This is a genomic window from Microbacterium sp. T3-8 (assembly GCF_055398145.1).
In genome coordinates, this window is the sequence record NZ_AP027918.1 from 38031 (window position 1) to 55118 (window position 17088).

General features: G+C 70.0%; 11 protein-coding genes. 2 read left to right on the top strand and 9 right to left on the bottom strand.

Annotation, left to right across the window (positions count from 1 at the left end):
• The first annotated feature begins 118 nt into the window (after positions 1 to 118).
• On the top strand, positions 119 to 244 hold the full coding sequence (locus ACZ5Y9_RS00200; protein ID WP_281731258.1) for a hypothetical protein: 126 nt from the start codon (positions 119 to 121) through the stop codon (positions 242 to 244).
• A gap of 70 nt (positions 245 to 314) precedes the next feature.
• On the opposite strand, the gene ACZ5Y9_RS00205 is transcribed toward ACZ5Y9_RS00200, so the two are convergent.
• Both ACZ5Y9_RS00205 and ACZ5Y9_RS00210 read right to left on the bottom strand, forming a co-directional pair.
• Positions 315 to 3626, bottom strand: a complete 3312-nt coding sequence (locus ACZ5Y9_RS00205) for a discoidin domain-containing protein (RefSeq protein ID WP_247624312.1) — start codon at positions 3624 to 3626, stop codon at positions 315 to 317.
• A 50-nt stretch (positions 3627 to 3676) separates the two neighbouring features.
• Positions 3677 to 4594, bottom strand: a complete 918-nt coding sequence (locus ACZ5Y9_RS00210) for a peptidyl-prolyl cis-trans isomerase (RefSeq protein ID WP_464471936.1) — start codon at positions 4592 to 4594, stop codon at positions 3677 to 3679.
• Positions 4595 to 4740: 146 nt separating this feature from the next.
• Between ACZ5Y9_RS00210 and ACZ5Y9_RS00215 the strand changes: the two genes are divergently transcribed.
• The gene (locus ACZ5Y9_RS00215) at positions 4741 to 6555 is read left to right on the top strand and encodes a glycoside hydrolase family 35 protein (protein ID WP_464471937.1); all 1815 of its coding nucleotides are present in this window, start codon (positions 4741 to 4743) and stop codon (positions 6553 to 6555) included.
• A 3-nt stretch (positions 6556 to 6558) separates the two neighbouring features.
• On the opposite strand, the gene ACZ5Y9_RS00220 is transcribed toward ACZ5Y9_RS00215, so the two are convergent.
• The 7 genes from ACZ5Y9_RS00220 to ACZ5Y9_RS00250 all read right to left on the bottom strand — a co-directional run bounded on the left by ACZ5Y9_RS00220 (position 6559) and on the right by ACZ5Y9_RS00250 (position 16992).
• Positions 6559 to 7584: a LacI family DNA-binding transcriptional regulator gene (locus tag ACZ5Y9_RS00220; protein WP_247624309.1), complete on the bottom strand. Its 1026-nt coding sequence runs from the start codon at positions 7582 to 7584 to the stop codon at positions 6559 to 6561.
• 80 nt (positions 7585 to 7664) lie between these two features.
• Positions 7665 to 9110 (bottom strand): alpha-L-fucosidase, encoded by a 1446-nt coding sequence (locus ACZ5Y9_RS00225; protein WP_464471938.1) that lies wholly within the window; start codon positions 9108 to 9110, stop codon positions 7665 to 7667.
• On the bottom strand, positions 9107 to 9310 hold the full coding sequence (locus tag ACZ5Y9_RS00230; protein WP_247624307.1) for a DUF6903 family protein: 204 nt from the start codon (positions 9308 to 9310) through the stop codon (positions 9107 to 9109). The genes ACZ5Y9_RS00225 and ACZ5Y9_RS00230 overlap by 4 nt, the downstream gene beginning before the upstream one ends.
• Positions 9307 to 10197, bottom strand: coding sequence for a carbohydrate ABC transporter permease (locus ACZ5Y9_RS00235; protein ID WP_247624306.1), 891 nt, complete (start codon positions 10195 to 10197; stop codon positions 9307 to 9309). The genes ACZ5Y9_RS00230 and ACZ5Y9_RS00235 overlap by 4 nt, the downstream gene beginning before the upstream one ends.
• Positions 10197 to 11102 (bottom strand): carbohydrate ABC transporter permease, encoded by a 906-nt coding sequence (locus ACZ5Y9_RS00240; protein WP_247624305.1) that lies wholly within the window; start codon positions 11100 to 11102, stop codon positions 10197 to 10199. The genes ACZ5Y9_RS00235 and ACZ5Y9_RS00240 overlap by 1 nt, the downstream gene beginning before the upstream one ends.
• 65 nt (positions 11103 to 11167) lie before the next feature.
• The gene (locus tag ACZ5Y9_RS00245; protein WP_247624304.1) at positions 11168 to 12496 is read right to left on the bottom strand and encodes a carbohydrate ABC transporter substrate-binding protein; all 1329 of its coding nucleotides are present in this window, start codon (positions 12494 to 12496) and stop codon (positions 11168 to 11170) included.
• 266 nt (positions 12497 to 12762) lie between these two features.
• Positions 12763 to 16992 carry a discoidin domain-containing protein gene (locus ACZ5Y9_RS00250; RefSeq protein ID WP_464471939.1) on the bottom strand — a complete coding sequence of 1410 codons (4230 nt, stop codon included), beginning with the start codon at positions 16990 to 16992 and terminating at the stop codon, positions 12763 to 12765.
• Between the last annotated feature and the right edge of the window lie 96 nt (positions 16993 to 17088).

Consider the following 17088-nt stretch of genomic DNA (forward strand, 5'->3'; position numbering starts at 1 on the left):
GCATTCTGCACCGATCGGTGCAGGAGAACGGGCATGGGGAACGAGGGAGTCAACCCCCTGCGCGGACGCGTCGGAGCGGACGTACGGTGCAGGTCCACTCACACCGAAGGAGGACGACATGAGCGATCCCGTGAGCAACGACCTGCACGACGCCGATCATCAGAACACGCAGGGCACGCCCGGCGCCGACGAGGAGGCCGACACGGCCTCGGGCGGCGCGCCGGAAGAGCCCGACGAGGACTGACCGTCCCCTGAGGGGTCATGACAGGGGCGGGGTCGCACCCACGACCCCGCCCCTCTTTCATCCCCTCCGGTCAGGAGGCATCCGCCTCCGACGCGTCGGCCAGGACGGACCGACGACGCCACACCATCAGCACACCGAGCGCGAGGAGAAGCGCTGCGGCGATGCCGACGGGCACCACGGGGAAATCGGAGCCGGTCGACGCCAGGCCATCGGGGCCGGCCGCAGCCGCTCCACCGGCGGGGCCACCGTTCGACCCACCGCCCGGCCCACCTTCGGTCGGTGCTGCCGTCACGGTGACCGCGAGCGACGCAAGCCCCGAGGGGCCGGTGGCGGTGAGCGTGTGCTCTCCGACATCGACCGAGTCCGGAATGGTGACGATCGCGGCGGCCGTGCCGTCGGCGCCGATCGTGAGGGTGGCGAGGAGGACGGGCTCGGAGTGCAGCACCAGCTCGACCTCCTCACCCGCGACGAATCCGGCGATGTCGATCGTCGTCGGCACGCCGATCCGCAGCGCACCCCCCTCCACCGAGATGCTCCGCGCGGGGGTCTCGCCCTCGCCCGGATCCACCTCGGCGATCGCGGTCGAGAGCACTCCCGCGACCTCTTCCACCGCCACTTGGGTGACCTCGGCATTGCCGGAGCCGGGGGTGGTGCGGTTCACCTTCGCGACGAGCGCCCGAGCGTCGTCGAGGGCGGCATCGAGCGCGGCATCCGACACCGACGCGGCGAGCGCATCGCCCTCGGCGATCAACGCCTCGATCTCGCTCGTATCGACGATCTCCACCGTGACCCGCACGGGGTTGCCTGCGCTGAACTCGAAGATCAGCCCCGACGTCCCGAGCATCTTGTCGGCGTAGAAGGACTGGGTCAGCCGGTAGACGCTGACGCCCTCCGCACCGGCGGTGACGGTGTAGTCGTCGGCGTCGAGCGATCCGACGACCGCTCCCGACGTCGTGACGTAGCGGATCGCGTCGAGCGTGGCACCGTCGGCGTCCGCGGTGAACTCCACCACGTTGTTCGGATTGTCGGCCTGCGCGGGGTTGCGGTCGAACACGCCGATCGCGGGCGTGACGACCGGCTGGGCGTTGTCGGCGTTGCGGTAGACCGAGATGCGCGTGAGCGTGGGCTTGTAGACCTCGCCGGGCAGCATGCTCGTGATCGAGAGGCGCAGCTTCGACGAGGTGACCGTGCCGAAGCCGTCGATCACGGCGTCGCGACCGATGCCCGAGTCGCGGGTGACGAACGCCTCCCACTGCTCGGTCTCGGCGTTCCAGCTCTGCAGCGTGAAGTCCTTCACGCGCAGCCCCGTTCCGGAGTCCGTGAATTCGTCGAGCACGACCTCGTCGAACGCGGTCTCGGCGCCGAAGTCGATGTCGATCGTCAGCGGGAACGTGGCGTCGTCCGCGGCCGCCCAGCGGGTGGTCGGGTCGCCGTCGACGAGCTTGTCGGCCGAGAGCACGAAGTTCTGGTGCGGATGCGTCGAGCTCGCCGTCGCGGTCTTGCCGAGGGCCAGGTCGACGCGGGTGTCGACGCCCTCCTCCTCGATCGGGTCGTCGTCGACGGGGTTCGTCACCACCGGGCCGTTCGCCGTCTCGTGCAGACCGATGTCGGGGGCGTCGCCGCGGTACGAGGGGTCTCCGAAGAAGTCGAACTCGCCGATGCGCTCGTTGTAGCGGCCGGCGTCGACCAGCGGCGATGCGTCGTCGAGGCGGAAGATGCTCGCCGACTGCCGGATGTTCTCGACACCGGCGCCCTGCGCATAGTCGGCGGGGTCACCGACGAAGAGAGGGTCGCCGATGACGGCCCGGTCGTCCTTCGGCTGCTGCGTCGAGTACTCCCCGCTCGCCTCGTAGTAGGCGTTGTTCGAGAACACCGCGCGGTCGAGGCCGCCCGGCTTCGCCGCCCACGTGGTCGTGTCGGTCGTGGAGGTGTTGTAGAAGATGTTGTTCGCGAAGTAGACGCGGTCCTTCAGCACCTCGTCGTGCACCGACTCGAGGATCGACCCGTCGTAGACGAACACGTTGTTGAGCACGTACGTCGGCGAGTAGTTGCTCGACAGCATGTTCTTCCAGATCACGCCGTTGTCGTTGACGCTGAGGTTGTACCGGGCGACGGAGTTTCCGCTGTTGCCCATGTACGCCATCCAGCCGCCCTTGTTGTCGTGCGAGTAGTTGTACTCGTAGGTCACGTCGAAGTTGGTGAACTCGAGGTCCCACGGGGTGGCGTCGTACTGGTTGGCCGGCCCGTCGTAGATCTCGTTGAACCGCATGACCGACTCGGCGCCGGCCCAGAGGTAGAGCCCGGCCGAGACCTGCTCGTAGCGCTGCAGCCAGCCGTTGGCCTCGTTGTACTCGGCGAGCAGGTTCTTCGTGTTCGCGAACTGGTACGGCCCCTGGCCGATGCTCTCGGCGTAGTTGTGGGCGATGTGCACGTTGCGGCTGTAGAGGTCGCGGTCACGCACCCAGAGCTGCTCCCACCCCTCGTGGAACTTGCCGGTCTCGTCGTTGTACCCGACCTGGTCTCCGAACCAGTTGAAGCCGAACTGGATGGCGTGCAGCTCGACGCGCTCGAACGTGTTGTTCACGATCTCGATGTCGCGGAAGTAGTGGCCGCCGGTCGCGTACGCGCCGTACTGCTGCGAGCCGAACACCTGGAAATTCACGCCGCCGTAGTGGATGCGCTGCCAGATGCTCGGGCCGTCGATGTCGTGCACGTGGAGGTCGCGGATGACGATGCCGTCCATGATCGTGTCGGCACCGGCGGGGAGCAGATCGGCGTTGATCGAGACCGAGACCCCGTCGCGCACGTAGGAGCCGCGCGTGATGTCGGTGGCGAAGTCGTCGTCGTTGCTGAGCTCCAGGTTCGCGATGTGCACGTACTCCTGGTTGCGCAGGTTCACCGCTCCCGTGAGGCCGACGGTCTGGACGTTCTTGGTCGTGCCCGAGGTGAAGGGGCTGGGCACGTTGCCGTTGGTGGCGATGTAGGGCAGGCCGTCCTCCGGGTCGCCGTAGGCGTCGATGACGATGGGCTTGCCCGCCTCGCCCGATCCCTTGGGCCAGAGCTGCTGGTCGCTCCACGTCTCGCCGCCCTTGAGCAGGATGCGGTCGCCGGGGAGGAAGGTGGTGTCGTTGGCCTTGGCGAGCGACTTCCAGGCGGTCGCCTCGGAGGTTCCGGATGCCGCATCGTCGCCGCCCGTGGCGTCGAGGAAGTAGTCGGTGCCGCCGTAGGGGTTGGCCGTGGCGCCCGCCCAGCCGGCGTCGGTGACGTCGGCGACGGCGGGGGCCGCGGCGACGCCGGCGAGAGCGGTCGTCGCGAGGATGCTCGTGAGGGCGAAGGCGCCGAAGCGTCGACCTCGATGTCTCGGGGGGCGGTGTCGTGTCATTGCGGGTCCCTTCTTCGGAGGTTGCTGCGGGGGCAGGACGGCGGGGGCCGTCAGTCGGAGACGTTCTGGTGGGCCCGGGCCTCGGCGATCGCCGCGGTGAGCTTCTCGTCGAGCAGGACGCTGCGGATGCGTTCGCGGTAGCGCTCGTAGGCGGCGTCGGCATCGACCTCGCGGGCCTCGACGCGGTAGGCCGCCCAGCCGGATCGCGAGGGTTCGGGACCCGCCGTTCCGCCGATGTCGGCGGCGCGGATCGCGGCGGCGGTCTCGGGGTTCCACAGGCCGTCGACGAGCTCGGCATCCGCGACGGTGATCGTCTCGACCTGCACGTCTGCGGTGTCGCCCGTGGCCAGTGCGCGTTCGAGGATCGCCTGCGCCGCGGCCGGGTCGGCCGCATCGGTGCGGAGGCGGGTGAGGGTGTGGGTCGTCGCGGCGGATGCCCACTCCGACGACTCTGCATCGAAGCGCGAGCGCACCTCATCGTCGCCGACGGCGAAGCGGGGATCATCGGAGGAGAGGAGCGCGCGGGCGGTCGCCTCGCGGATGTCGGTGAGGCTCTTGGAGTAGAACGTGCGGGCGCTGTAGGAGATCGGGCCGTAGACGACCTCGCCCGCGCGCTGCGCCTCGGCGCGTGCGGCGTTGACCTCGTCGAGCGCATCGAGGATGTCGGCCGGGCGCTCGAGGTCGGTCGCCCCGACCGCGCGGGCGATTTCGAGGAGCGCCAGGTCGTCGCGGAGGGAGTCGATCGCCGCCGCGCGCACATCGGCGTCATCGCCGCCGGCCTGCTCGGCCGCGCGGCCGGCACGATCGATGCCGATCGCGAGCTCGTCATCGGTGAGCACGATCCCGTCGATCTCGGCGCGGGCCGGCGATGACACGGCCAACGGAATCGCCACCGCGGCGACCGCCGCGAGAGCGAGCACACCCGCACCCCAGGCGGCGAGTCGCCGCCGATGCTGCCGTCTGTCCACGCTGTCTCCCTCGTCGGATCCGTGTTCAGGAGGATGGCACAGATTGTGATGGATCACAACCGTTGCAGACGACTCTCCTCAGAATCCGTGATTCCTCGGAATATCAAGAGTGATATCGATGCCAATTTGCCCCCATAATGGATCTCATGCCTTCTGCACTCGTCACTCCCGCGTCTGACGCGACCGTTCCGGCGCCCGCCGCGCCGACGCTCTCCTGGGCCGGGAACCGCCTCCTGCGCGAGGGCACGCGCACCCGCATCCTCGCCGGGTCGCTGCACTACTTCCGCGTGCATCCCGACCAGTGGCGCGACCGCCTCCAGCGGCTGCGCGACCTCGGCCTGAACACGGTCGACACCTACGTGCCCTGGAACTTCCACCAGCCGGGCCCCGACGACGCACCCGACTTCACCGGATGGCGTGACATCGCCGCGTTCCTGCGGATCGCGGCCGAGGTCGGGCTCGACGCGATCGTGCGCCCCGGACCCTACATCTGCGCGGAGTGGACCAACGGCGGCCTGCCCACGTGGCTCACGGCATCCGGCATCCCCCTGCGCACCGCCGACCCGCGCTTCCTCGACGCGGTCGACGCCTGGTTCGCCGCTCTGCTCCCCCGCCTCACCGACCTGCAGGCCAACGTCGGCGGCCCGGTGATCGCCGTGCAGGTCGAGAACGAGTTCGGCAGCTACGGCGACGACCCGTCGTACGTGGCCGAGGTCGCGCGGCTCCTGCGCGCGCACGGCATCACCGAGATGCTCTACACGGCCGACGGTCCGACCGACCTCATGCTCGACGCCGGCATGCTGCCCGACACGCTCGCCGCTCTCACGCTCGGCTCGCAGCCCGGCGCCGCGCGCGAGCTCATCCGCCGTCGCCGCCCCGACGAGCCCTTCTTCGTCGCGGAGTTCTGGAACGGATGGTTCGACCACTGGGGCACAGCCCACCACGTGCGCGGCACCGCGAGTGCGGCCGGCACGCTCGCCGGCATCATCGAGGACGGCGGCAGCGTCAGCATCTACATGGCCCACGGCGGCACCAACTTCGGCCTCTGGTCGGGCGCGAACCGGGTCGACGGGCGGTTGATGGCGACGACGACGAGCTACGACTCCGACGCGCCCATCGCCGAGGACGGCACGCTGACGCCGAAGTTCTTCGCGATGCGCGAGGTGCTCGGGGCCACTGAGGCGGTGCGCAGCGCCCAGCCCGAGTTCCTCGCGCCCCAGCGGATCGACGTCGCGCGCGGTGCCGACCTGCTGTCGGTCCTGGATGCCGCCGCCACGGGGCCCCGCCGAGTCGCGGCCACGAGCAGCTTCGAGGAGCTCGGCACCGACGACGGCTTCGTCCGTTACACGGCCGACACGCTCCTGCCCGATCGCGAGCTGCGCCTGGTCTTCGAGCGCATCGCCGACCGCGCCTTCGTCTTCGTCGACGGAGAGCCCGTCGGCGAGATCGAGGAGCGCGGCGAGATCGTCGTACGCGGTCGCGGCGCCCGCGCCCGCATCGTCGTGCTGGTCGAGAACCGCGGACGCGTGAACTACGGATCGTCGATCGGCGAGCGCAAGGGGATGCTCGGCCCCGTCCTGGTCGATCGCCGGATCGTGCAGCACTGGGAGGCATCCGCCGTCGACCCCACGACCTTCGACCTCGAAGCCCTGCGTGCACCCGCACAGCCCGACACTCAACGACCCGGTCTCGCCACGGCATCCTTCGAGATCATCGGCGCCGTGCGCGACACCCACCTCGCCCTCCCGGGCTGGGGCACGGGACTCGTCTGGGTCAACGGGTTCCTGCTGGGCCGCTACTCCGAGGTCGGACCGCAGCAGACGCAGTACGTGCCCGCACCCCTGCTGCGCGCCGGCACGAACGAGATCGTGCTCCTCGAGCTGCGCCGCCGCGGCGGGGCGCTCGAGTTGCGGGCGACGGCCGAGCTCGGCCCCGAAGAGGAGTACGTCGAGGAGTTCTGAGCGTCAGCGCGCAGGCGGCGCCGTGCTGCCGCGCACGATCAACTCGGGCGCGATGTGGGCGTTGCGCTGCTCGTCGGCGTCGCCGTCGAGTTCGGCGATCACCCGCTCGACGGCGAGTTCGCCCATGCGCTCGAACGGTTGGCGCACCGTCGTGAGCGGCGGCGACAGGTACTGGGCGACCGGGATGTCGTCCATGGCGACCACCGAGATGTCGCCGGGCACGTCGCGCCCCAGCTCGCGCAGCGCGTGGATCACGCCGATCGCCATCTCGTCGGACGACACGAACACGGCCGTCGCGTCGGCCACCCGGCCGAGCACGAGACCGAGCTGATAACCGGACGCCGGGGTCCAGTCCCCGTTGAGCACGGGGGGCGCGGTCTTGCCGGCCTCCGCGAGCGCCGCGGCCCACCCCTGGGTGCGACCCGAGGCGTCCTTCCAGTTCGCCGGACCGGCGATGTGCCACACGGTCTCGTGCCCCAGATCGATGAGGTGCTGCGTGGCCAGTCGCCCGGCGGCCTCCTGATCGAGGTCGACCACGACGTCGGCCGCGGAGGTGTCGGCGTCGATGACCGCCGTCGGGATGCCGTGGACGGCCTTCGCGAGTGCGGGCTCGTCCCAGATCGGGACGGCGATCACGAGGGCGTCGACGCCCTGGTCGCGCAACCGCCCGATCCCGCCGGCGATCGCCGCGGCCGAGACCGAGGTCGTGCCGGCAGAGGAGACGAAGTAGCCCCGGGCGCGCGCGGCGCGATGGATGCCGAGCATGATCGAGCTCGCCGCGTACTGATCGGATTCGTGGGTGAGCACGCCGATGGTCATGCTGCGACCCGTGACGAGGGCGCGCGCAAGACCCGTGCGGCGGTACCCCGTGCTTTCCACGGCGTTCTCGACCTGCAGTCGGGTCACCTCCGAGACGTTGGGGTGATCGCGGAGCACGCGCGAGACGGTCTGCGGAGACACTCCCGCCAGGGCGGCGACATCCGCCATGGTCGGAGGGCGGACGCGGCCCGCGCTGGTGGTCTTCGGCATATCCGTTCCGGTGGGATCGACAGCGCCCCTGGTGGCGTGTTGCCTCATGTTAGCGGATGTGATCGGTGCCGCCGCGGAGGTCACCAGGCACCCGTCCGACGGAACACCCGCACCTGCGAAAGGGCCAGGGGACCGCGGCATCCGACGATCTCGACCTCGACCGCGCGCACTCCGTCGACCGCGGCATCGACGATGCGCTGAGCACCCACCGACGCGCCGCTTCGCTCCGCGAGCACGGCGCCGTCGGCGTCCTGGAAGCGCGCGACGAAGCCGTCGATGCGCTGACCCTGCACGATGTCCTCCCGCAGAGCGACGCCGGCGATGTCGGCATCCGTCTCGAAGCGCAGCACCACGGATGCCGGCACGTCGTCGGCCTCGACCCGCCACACCCCGCCGGGGCCGGGCGCCGCCGACAGCGGCGACGCCGAGAACTCGGCCGCGGCCGTCGCGGCGATGTCGCTCTCATCGAGCGAGCGGATGAGCTCGCCGAGTCGCGCGAGCATCACGCGGTCGGACTCGGCGATGTGGCCGGTGGCCGCGGGCGGCACGTTGAGCAGGAACGTCGCGTTGCCGCCGACGCTGCGACGGTAGATCTCGAAGAGCTCCTCGGGCGAACGCACCGCGTCGTCCTCGGCGGGGTGGTGGAACCATCCCGGTCGCGTCGACGTGTTCACCTCCGCCGGGTACCAGACCAGCGGATCCGTCGACGCGAGGAGCGCGTCGCGGCCACCGAGGTCCTCCTCATCGCTGCGCACCAGGCGCGAGAAGAGACCGTCGTCGACCTGCTGCGAACGCGACGCGGTCGACTCCGCCTCGCGGAGCGACGCCGGGACGACGCTCCATTCCTCGGGGCGCGTGTCGCCGGCCTCGTTCCCGCACCACCGCACGTCCGGACCGCACACGCTGATGACGGCGTCGGGCTGCAGGCGACGGACGAGTGCATAGTAGCGATCCCAGTCGTAGTATTGGCGTCGCCCGTCCGCACCCTCGCCGTTCGCACCGTCGAGCCACACCGAGAAGATCGGCCCGTAGCCGGTGAGCAGCTCGGTGAGCTGGGCGACGAAGAAGTCGTCGTACGGCGTGCCGGTGCCGTAGGTCGCCTCGGTGCGGTCCCACGGAGAGAGGTACACCCCGAACGCGAGCCCCTCGGCGGCGCAGGCATCGGCGACCTCGCGCACGAGATCGCCCGAGCCGCCGCGCCAGGGGCTCGCCGCGACCGTGTGCGCGGAGTGCACGCTCGGCCACAGGGCGAAGCCGTCGTGGTGCTTGCAGGTGAGGATCACCGCGGTCATCCCGGCGGCGGCGAGGTCGCGCACCCAGGCGCGCGCATCCACATCGGCCGGGTCGAACAGCGCGGGGTCCTCGTGCCCGAGTCCCCACTCGCGATCGGTCATCGTGTTCATCCCGAAGTGCAGGAATCCGTAGAACTCCCGACGCTGCCAGGCGAGCTGGCGTTCGGTGGGCACGACGGCGGCGGCCTCGGCCAGACGGGCGGCCTCGGTCGGACGGGCGGATGCCGAGGTCAACGGTGCCTCCTGTTGAAGATCGCGAGCTGCGCGATGAGCACGGCGAGGGCGCCGAGCATCGTCAGCAGTTGCGGCCAGCCGGTCGTCTGCTGGGCCACGATGATGGTCGTGATCGCGGCGACGAAGACGACGGCGTGGAGGATGCCGACGACGAGCGCCTGCACGTCGATCACACGACGGGGAGTAGGACGACCGGTCATTTGATGCCTCCCCCGCCGACGGACTGCAGCAGTCGGCGCTGGACGATGAGATAGAAGACGATGACGGGCACCATGACGATGACCATGCCCGCGTAGAGCTGGCCGTAGTCCGCCGCCGCGCGCTGCGCCTGGAACAGGTTGAGGAGCCCGACCTGGACCGTCTTGTTCTCGCCCGGCATGAGGGTGAGCGAGATGATGAAGTCGTTCCAGTACGCCAGGAAGTTGAACAGCAGCGCGGTGTTGATCACGGGTGAGGCGAGCGGGAGCATCACCGACACCATCGTGCGCAGCCGGGAGCTGCCGTCGAGCGTCGCCGCCTCTTCGTACTCGACCGGGATGGTGCGGAAGAACGACGTCAGCAGGTAGATCGTGAACGGCAGCGAGGTGGCCGCGTAGACGAGCGCCAGCACCGCGAGGTTGTCGATGAAGAAACCGCCGCGGAGGACGTCCTTCAGGGCGCGATCCCAACCGAGCAGCATGAGGAAGATCGGGATGACGATGTAGTTGACGTTGATGAACAGACCGGCGAGCATCAGCACCTCGACGACCGACTTGCCGCGGAAGTCGAAGCGGGCCATCACATAGGCGGCGGGCACCGCCACGACCAGGCAGATCGCGAGGGCGAGCGCCGTCACGAGCACCGAGTTGACGAAGTACTCGCCGATGCGCGCGTTGACGAACGCCTGCACGAAGTTCTCCCAGTGCACGCCGAGCGGGATGGCCCAGGGGCTCTCGTAGAACTCGGGCTTGGTCTTGATCGAGGCCATGAAGACCCAGGCGACCGGGATGAGGATGGCGAGGGAGATCGCGCCGAGCAGGATGTTGACCAGCACGCGGTAGGTGCGATCGCTCGCCGCGCGGCCTCGGGTCGGGGTGAGGAAGGCCATCAGAACTGCTGCACCTCTCGCTTGGTTGACCGGTTGATGATGAGCGCCAGGGCGAACGAGAAGAGGAAGATCACGACGCCGATCGCCATGCCGTACCCGTAGCTGGAGTTCGTGTACGCCTGCTTGTACATGTAGTTGAGCAGCACGTCGGAGGAGCCGTTGGGGCCGCCGTCGGTCATCGCCCGCACGAGCACGAACGCGAGGTTGACCGACGAGATGATGAAGAACGTGAGCGTGGTGCGCAGGGTGCCCCACACCAGCGGCAGCGTCACATCGAAGAAACGGCGGAAGGCACCGGCACCGTCGAGCGCGGCCGCCTCGTAGACGTCGGCGGGGATCGAGCTCATCCCGCCCATGTAGAGCAGCACGTAGTAGCCGAGCGACTGCCACAGCATCGCGAGCGCGATGCTGTACATGATGATCTTCTCGTCACCCAGCCACACCTGGGCGAGGTTCTCGAGGCCCACGGTGCTGAGCGAGCCGTTGATCAGACCGTTCTTCTGGTCGTAGACGGCGGAGAAGATCGCCGCGACGACGACGATCGAGAGCACGCTGGGCAGGTACAGCACGAAGCGGTAGAAGTTGCGGGCGCGGATGCGCGGGTTCACCATGATCGCCGCGATGCCCAGCGCCCCGGCCATCGTCACGATCGTCACGATCACGAGCAGCAGGATCGTGTTCTGGAACGAACGCACGAACTGCATGTCGCCGAGGAGGGCTGTGAAGTTGTCGAAGCCGATGAACGTCTGCGAGCCTCCGAAGCCGGTCCACTGGAACAGCGACATGCGGAAGACGTCGATGGTCGGCACGACCATGAAGACGACGTAGAGGACGAACGCCGGGAGCAGCGAGAACAGGATGAAACGACCGCGACCTCGGTGCATCGCGGAGCGGGTGTGGGCCACGGGGGTGTCCTTCGGGCGTGGGGATGGAAGCGGGGCCGCCGACGGATCGGCGGCCCCGCGGGGTGTCACTGTGCGGCGGCGCCGAGCTTGTTGCTGGCGTCGTTCACCGCGGCCTGCCACTCGTCCAGGCTCATGGTGCCCGAGATCACGCTGTTGGCCGAATCGAAGAGCGTCGCCTTGAGGTCGACGCCCGGCACCGGGGTGGTCGCGGCGAAGCTGCCGACGAGCGCCTTGACACCATCGCCGGAGTACCCGGCGTAGAACTCCGCCGAGTCGCCCGTGAGTCCGTCGGCGAGTCCGACGATCGGCTGGATGGCACCGGTCGCGGCGAAGATCTCAGCCGCCTCATCGGAGTAGAGGAACGCGAGGAAGGTCTTCGCCTCCTCCTTGTGCGTCGCCTCGGCCGGCACCCACGCCGACTCGACGAAGGTCGTGAGGTAGCGCTCGCCGCCGGCTTCGGGGGCCGGCACCGCGGTGAGACCCCAGGTGAACCCGTCGCTGCGCGGAGCGTCCGCCATCTCGTTCGCGATCCAGGTGCCGTTGGGCATGAAGATCGCGGTGCCGTCGAGGATCGTCTGCTGGTTCTTGGTGAAGTCCTGGCCGTTGGCGTAGCCGACGGTCGTGGGCGCGGTGTACTCGGTGAGCAGCTCGGTCGTGAGCTCGAGCACCTCGCGAGCCTCCGGCTGCATCCAGACGTCTTCTTCGTAGGTCATGACGTCGGAGTAGAAGTCCTCGCCGCCCGCTGCAGCGAGGAGCGAGAAGAAGTAGGAGTCGAGGTATCCGGCGGTCGGGTAGGTGAAGAGCGAGATGCCCTCGGCCTTCGCGGCCTCGCCGAGCGCGAAGAACTCGTCGAAGTCCGTCGGCACGTCCCAGCCGTGCGCGTCGAGGAGGCCCTGGTCGTAGACCAGCCCCGTCGGGGAGGCGAACATCGGCAGGAGGTAGACGCTGTCGTCGCCGTAGGGGTTGGTGTTGAGGTTGCCGACGATGCCCTCGGTGAGCTTCTCGCCGACCGTGACGTCTTCACCCGGGACGGTGAGGTCGAGCACGTCGGAGAGGTCCTCGAGACCGCGGTCGCGGATGAAGCCCTCGGTGAAGCCCTCCTTGGCGCCCTGTCCGAGCACGACGACGTCGGGATAGTCGCCCGCGGCCACCTGAGGGGTGAGCTCCTGAGCGAGGGTCTTGCTGGTGACGAGCTCGACGTCGATGTCGGGGTTCGCCTTCTCGAACGCGGCGACGACGTCGGCGTACATCTCGGCACCGTAGCCGCCTTCGAACGCGGCGACCTTGAGCGTGTCGCCGGAATCGGCGTCCTGCCCTCCGGCACCGCTGCAACCGGCGATGAGCGAGACGCTGGCGATCATGGCGACCGCGCCTGCGATGGTCTTCTTCTTCACGGGGGTCCTCTCGGGTTTCTGCATGATCATCGACCGGGCGAGCGTGCAGCCCGGTGCTGTCGTGATCGGGTGTGAGACTTCGTCGTTCCGCGGCTCAGAGAGGAGCCGTGGAGATAGTGTGTCACACTTTGGCATCGATGCCAACATAAACATCCGATGTATATATTCGATGCGCGAATGGAGCGCCCGCACGCACTGAGGGGTCGAGACACGCCGCGCGCGCGAGCGCGGTTGCGGCGGGTCTCGACCCCTCAGGTGTCGGAGCGTCAGTCCTCGGACGACACAGCGAGCCCGCGGCGTCGTGCGACGAGCAGTCCGCCGGCGGCCAGCAGCAGCAGTGCGGCCGCGAGCGACCACCCCAGCACCAGACCGGTCGCGGCGAGATCGCCGTCGGATCCCGAGCCGCCTCCGCCGGCGCCCCCGTCCGAGCCACCGCCGGGAGTGCCGGGCTCCCCGGGCTCCCCAGGTTCTCCGGGCTCACCCGGATCCACCGGCACCGCGGTGACCTCCCCGGCGAAGGCACGGGTCGATGCCTCGCCGATCCCGTTGTCGGCGGCGACCGTGAAGGCGTACGCACCGACCGTCGTCGGCGCGCCCGCGAGCGCACCGGTGGCGGGATCGAGGGTCACGCCGTCGGGCAGGGCCCCGGCCACGACCGCATACGTCGGGGCCGGAACACCGGATGCCTGCAGGGCGCCGCTCACGGTCGCACCGACCACGAGCGCGGGGACCTCGCCCCGGATCGCGCCCGGGGCGGCGTCGTCGACGGCACCCGGAGCGAGCACGCGGAGTGCCGTGAGGCCCGGGTCCCCGGTCTTCCACGCGGTGCTCAAGGCCACGTAGCGCGCGGTCGTATCGACGGGCACGGCACCGTGGGTCGTTCCCGCCTCGATCGTGCCGACATCGCGGAACGTGACGCCGTCGTCGCTCACCGACACGGCGGCGGCGGGGGCATCCGATCCGTCCCACAGCGTCGTGACGGTGCCGATCGGCTGCGCGGACCCGAGATCGGTCACCATGCGGCCGTCGACGCCCGGCGTCCACGACGTCGTCTCGTCGCCGTCGACCGCACCCTGCGGCGAGGTCATGCCCTCGGGCAGGACGGATGCCGGGAACGTCAGCGTGCTCAGCGCCCGGTCGGGCACGGGGAACGGCGTCGCACCGGGGAAGCTCGCGGCGGCGGCCACGACGGGCTCGCCCACCGGCAGCGCCCGCGTCTCGCCCGTCTCGGCGTTCGTCACCTCGAGGGTCGGTGCCGCGGCGGATGCTTCCGCTCGCGCATCGGCGGCGGCATCCGCGATTCGGATCGTGCGTCCGTCGACCACCGAGACTCCGACGCCCGCGGATCGCGCGACGTCGGTGGGGACCGTGGCGCGCGGAGCGAGCACGACCGCCTGCCCGGCCGGGACCGTGACCCGGAGGGTCGAGGCATCCTCGCCGAGCGTCTGCTCCCCCGCGAACAGCGACACCGTGTCGCCGACGTACGGGATCGTGACGTCGGTCGTCACCTCGGTGCCGGACAGGTTGAACGCGCTGAGGTAGCCGCCCAGCGAGCTGACCAGCAACCCCTCGGCCGACGGCTGCGGCGCGGCGTCCTGAGCCGCCGTCGCCGCAGCGTCGCCCGGCACCATCTCGACGAGCAGCGGGCGATCGCCGCCGCCGAGCCGGAGCGCGTTGATGCCGGGCTTCTCGGCCGACACCGTGATCGGAGCCTGGCCGCCGCGCACGACGAACCCGGCCCGATCCTCGACGTTGATCCACGACCCCTCCGTCGAGGTCACCTCGTCGCCGGTGTACCGGAAGCTCGCGGCGTCCGTCCACGTCACGCCATCGGCGGAGGTCTGGATGCGGTACTCGCGACCGGCCGAGGCCTCCCACCCCAGCTGCACCTGGGCGATCGCCGTCGGGGCGCCGAGGTCGACCTGGATCCAGGAATCGGTGCGCGTGCGGTCGGCGCGCGACACCGCCCAACGCGAGGCCGCGTCGTTGTCGGTGACGCTCGAGGGCGCACGGCCCGTGTCGGCGCTGGATGCCGTGGCCGGCTTGCCCGCCGCCGCATCGACGCCAGCCGCGGTCAGCGCGCGCATCGTGTACAGCGAGTAGCCGTAGGCGGGGTCGCCCTGCACGCCCTGCATGCGCACGAAGCGGGTCTCGACGGGTGCGGGCGCGGTCGCGCCGGCGGGCGTCAGGTCGACCGTGTCGAGGCGGGCGACGTTCGCGTCGACGCCGCCGGTGCGAGCGGTCTGAGTGGTCCAGGTCTGGCCGTCGACCGAGGTCTGCACGAGGTAGCGCTCACCCGCGCTCGCCTCCCAGGCCAGACGGACCGCGGAGACGGTGCGCTCGCTGCCGAGATCGACCTGGATCCACGAGTCGGCACGCGTGCGATCCGCGCGCACCACCGCCCACCGGGTCGTCGGGTTCGCGTCGGTGACGGTCGCGGCCAGGCGCGCCGGGTCCTCGCTCGATGCGGTCGCGGGGCGGCCGGCGGCGAGGTCGGTCGTGGCCTCGGCATCCGCACCGTAGGCGTGGAACGAGTACAGCGAATAGCCGAACTGCGCGTTGCCCTGCTGGCCCTGCATGCGCACGTAGCGCGCCGGCACCGGATCGAACGACAGGTCGTCGACGCGCGCGGCGTTCGCATCTGCGGGATCCGGCGGCGTCACGACGGGGAGGGTGTCGGTCGCCGAGCCCTCGGCCGTGACGTATGTGCGCGAGCCGTCGAGGCCGTTGTACCCGCCCATGTCGAGGTTGCGCACCGACACCGAGCCGTCCTGCCAGCCCGCCCCCGTCGACGCGTAGAGCGCTGCGCCGTTCGGCAGGGTGACCTGCCCGGCGTAGCCGTCGCCGATGCGGAACACCGAGGAGGTGCCCTCGAAGCCGTCGCGCGGGGTCGTGAAGGTGCTCGTGCGCCGGTCGTCGACTGTGGCGGCCGAGTTCGGGTAGAGGTACGGAGTCGCGCCGGAGAGGGCGAACAGCCACGAGTCGTGGCTCGGCACCCACGGGAACTTCAGGAACCCCTTCTTGCTGGATGCCGCGGCCCAGGCATCCGCCGTCTGCTGAACCGATAGCCCGGGACCGGCGCCGAAGTCGCGCACGCCCGCGAGCCGGGCGAAGAACTCGTCCTGCGGGGTCGGGGCGACCGGCCCCTCCTCGGACTCGGCGGCCGCGACGTGCAGGAGGTACGAGATCGCGATCTCGGCCCGCGCCTCGGGCTCGTACTTCGGCTCGCCCGAGAACTTCGCCAGGCGATCGACCGGGGCGTAGGCCTGATACGCCTCGAGCGAGGCGGCCATGTTCGCCTCGGCCCGCACGGCGTCGGGGTCGCGCAGCACCTGACCGAGGAACGCCATCGGGATCACATCGCGCCCGTACAGGTACTCGCGGTCGTTGACCATGGGCATGAACGGCTCGCCCTGGTTCGACATCACCATCTTGATCGACTCCCAGAGCTCCGCCGAGTTGGGCTGGTGCTTCAGGTATTCGGGGATCGGCTGGCCGTTGAGCACGAACTGGATCGCGTTGCGACCGCCCGAGCGCCAGATGTCGGACTGGTAGTGCGGCCCGAAGGACCCGTGGTTCTCGACCAGGTACGTGTCGTAGATCGTCTGCATCGTGTTCGTCGACACGGGCTTGCCGGCGACGATCGCCGGGTTGTTGAGGTCGGCGGTCGGCTGGCCGGCGGCGTTGCGCGCCCAGTCACCGAGCTGCTCGTCCCAGCGCGCGGCATCCGCGTGATCGGGCGCCCAGGCCAGCCCCGGAGCGAGGGCCTGCGTGTAGACGCCGGCCTCCTCCTGCGCGGTGTCGCCCTCGTGCTTGCCGGTCGGCCAATCGGCGGTCCACGAGCCCGAGAGCGGGTCGTTCCCGTAGTGCAGATCCGACGTGTACGCGGACTGCCCGACCGCGATGGTCTCGAGGTTCTTCTGCGTCGTGGCGTCGAGCTGGTCCCAGAGCACGCGCCCGGCGTCGAGGAAGTACGACTGGAACGTCGAGTCCCAGAAGAGCTTCTTGCCCCAGGTGCCGTTCGGATCGACGAAGCGGTTCTTCGCGGCGTAGTAACGGATCGTGTCGACCGTGCGCTGCTGCAGCTGCTCCTTCGAGATGCCCGTGACGGAGGCGTCGTACTCGCCGTGCGTGAGGATCACGGCGTTGCCGAGCACGACGGCGAAGTTGAAGTCCTTGAACTGATAGGCGCCGATGGCCGGATCCCAGACCGTGTTCACCCAGCGCGTGTGGCGCAGCAGGGCCGCGTAGTAGTCGGCGGCGATGTCGTCGGGGGCGCCGAAGGCCGCGGTCTTCACGACCGGAGCGGCGGATGCCTGCGCCGCGGGCGCGAGGGCGGCGATCGGGGCGGCGAGGGTCGCGGCGAGGGCGAGGGTGACGGTGCGCTTCAGGATGCCTAGGCGACGGGGGCGGGCGGTCGCGCGGGCGGCGCGGGCGGTCGCGCGGTGGGGGCGGTCTGTCGCGCGGTGGGGGCGGTCGGGGCCGGAGCGGGCCATGGGGTGTCTCCTGGATTCAGCGGGCTTCGGGGGCGCCGAGTGCGGATCGACAGGAGTCACATCGGGAGATTCGGAATGACAACGCTGTCAGAACGG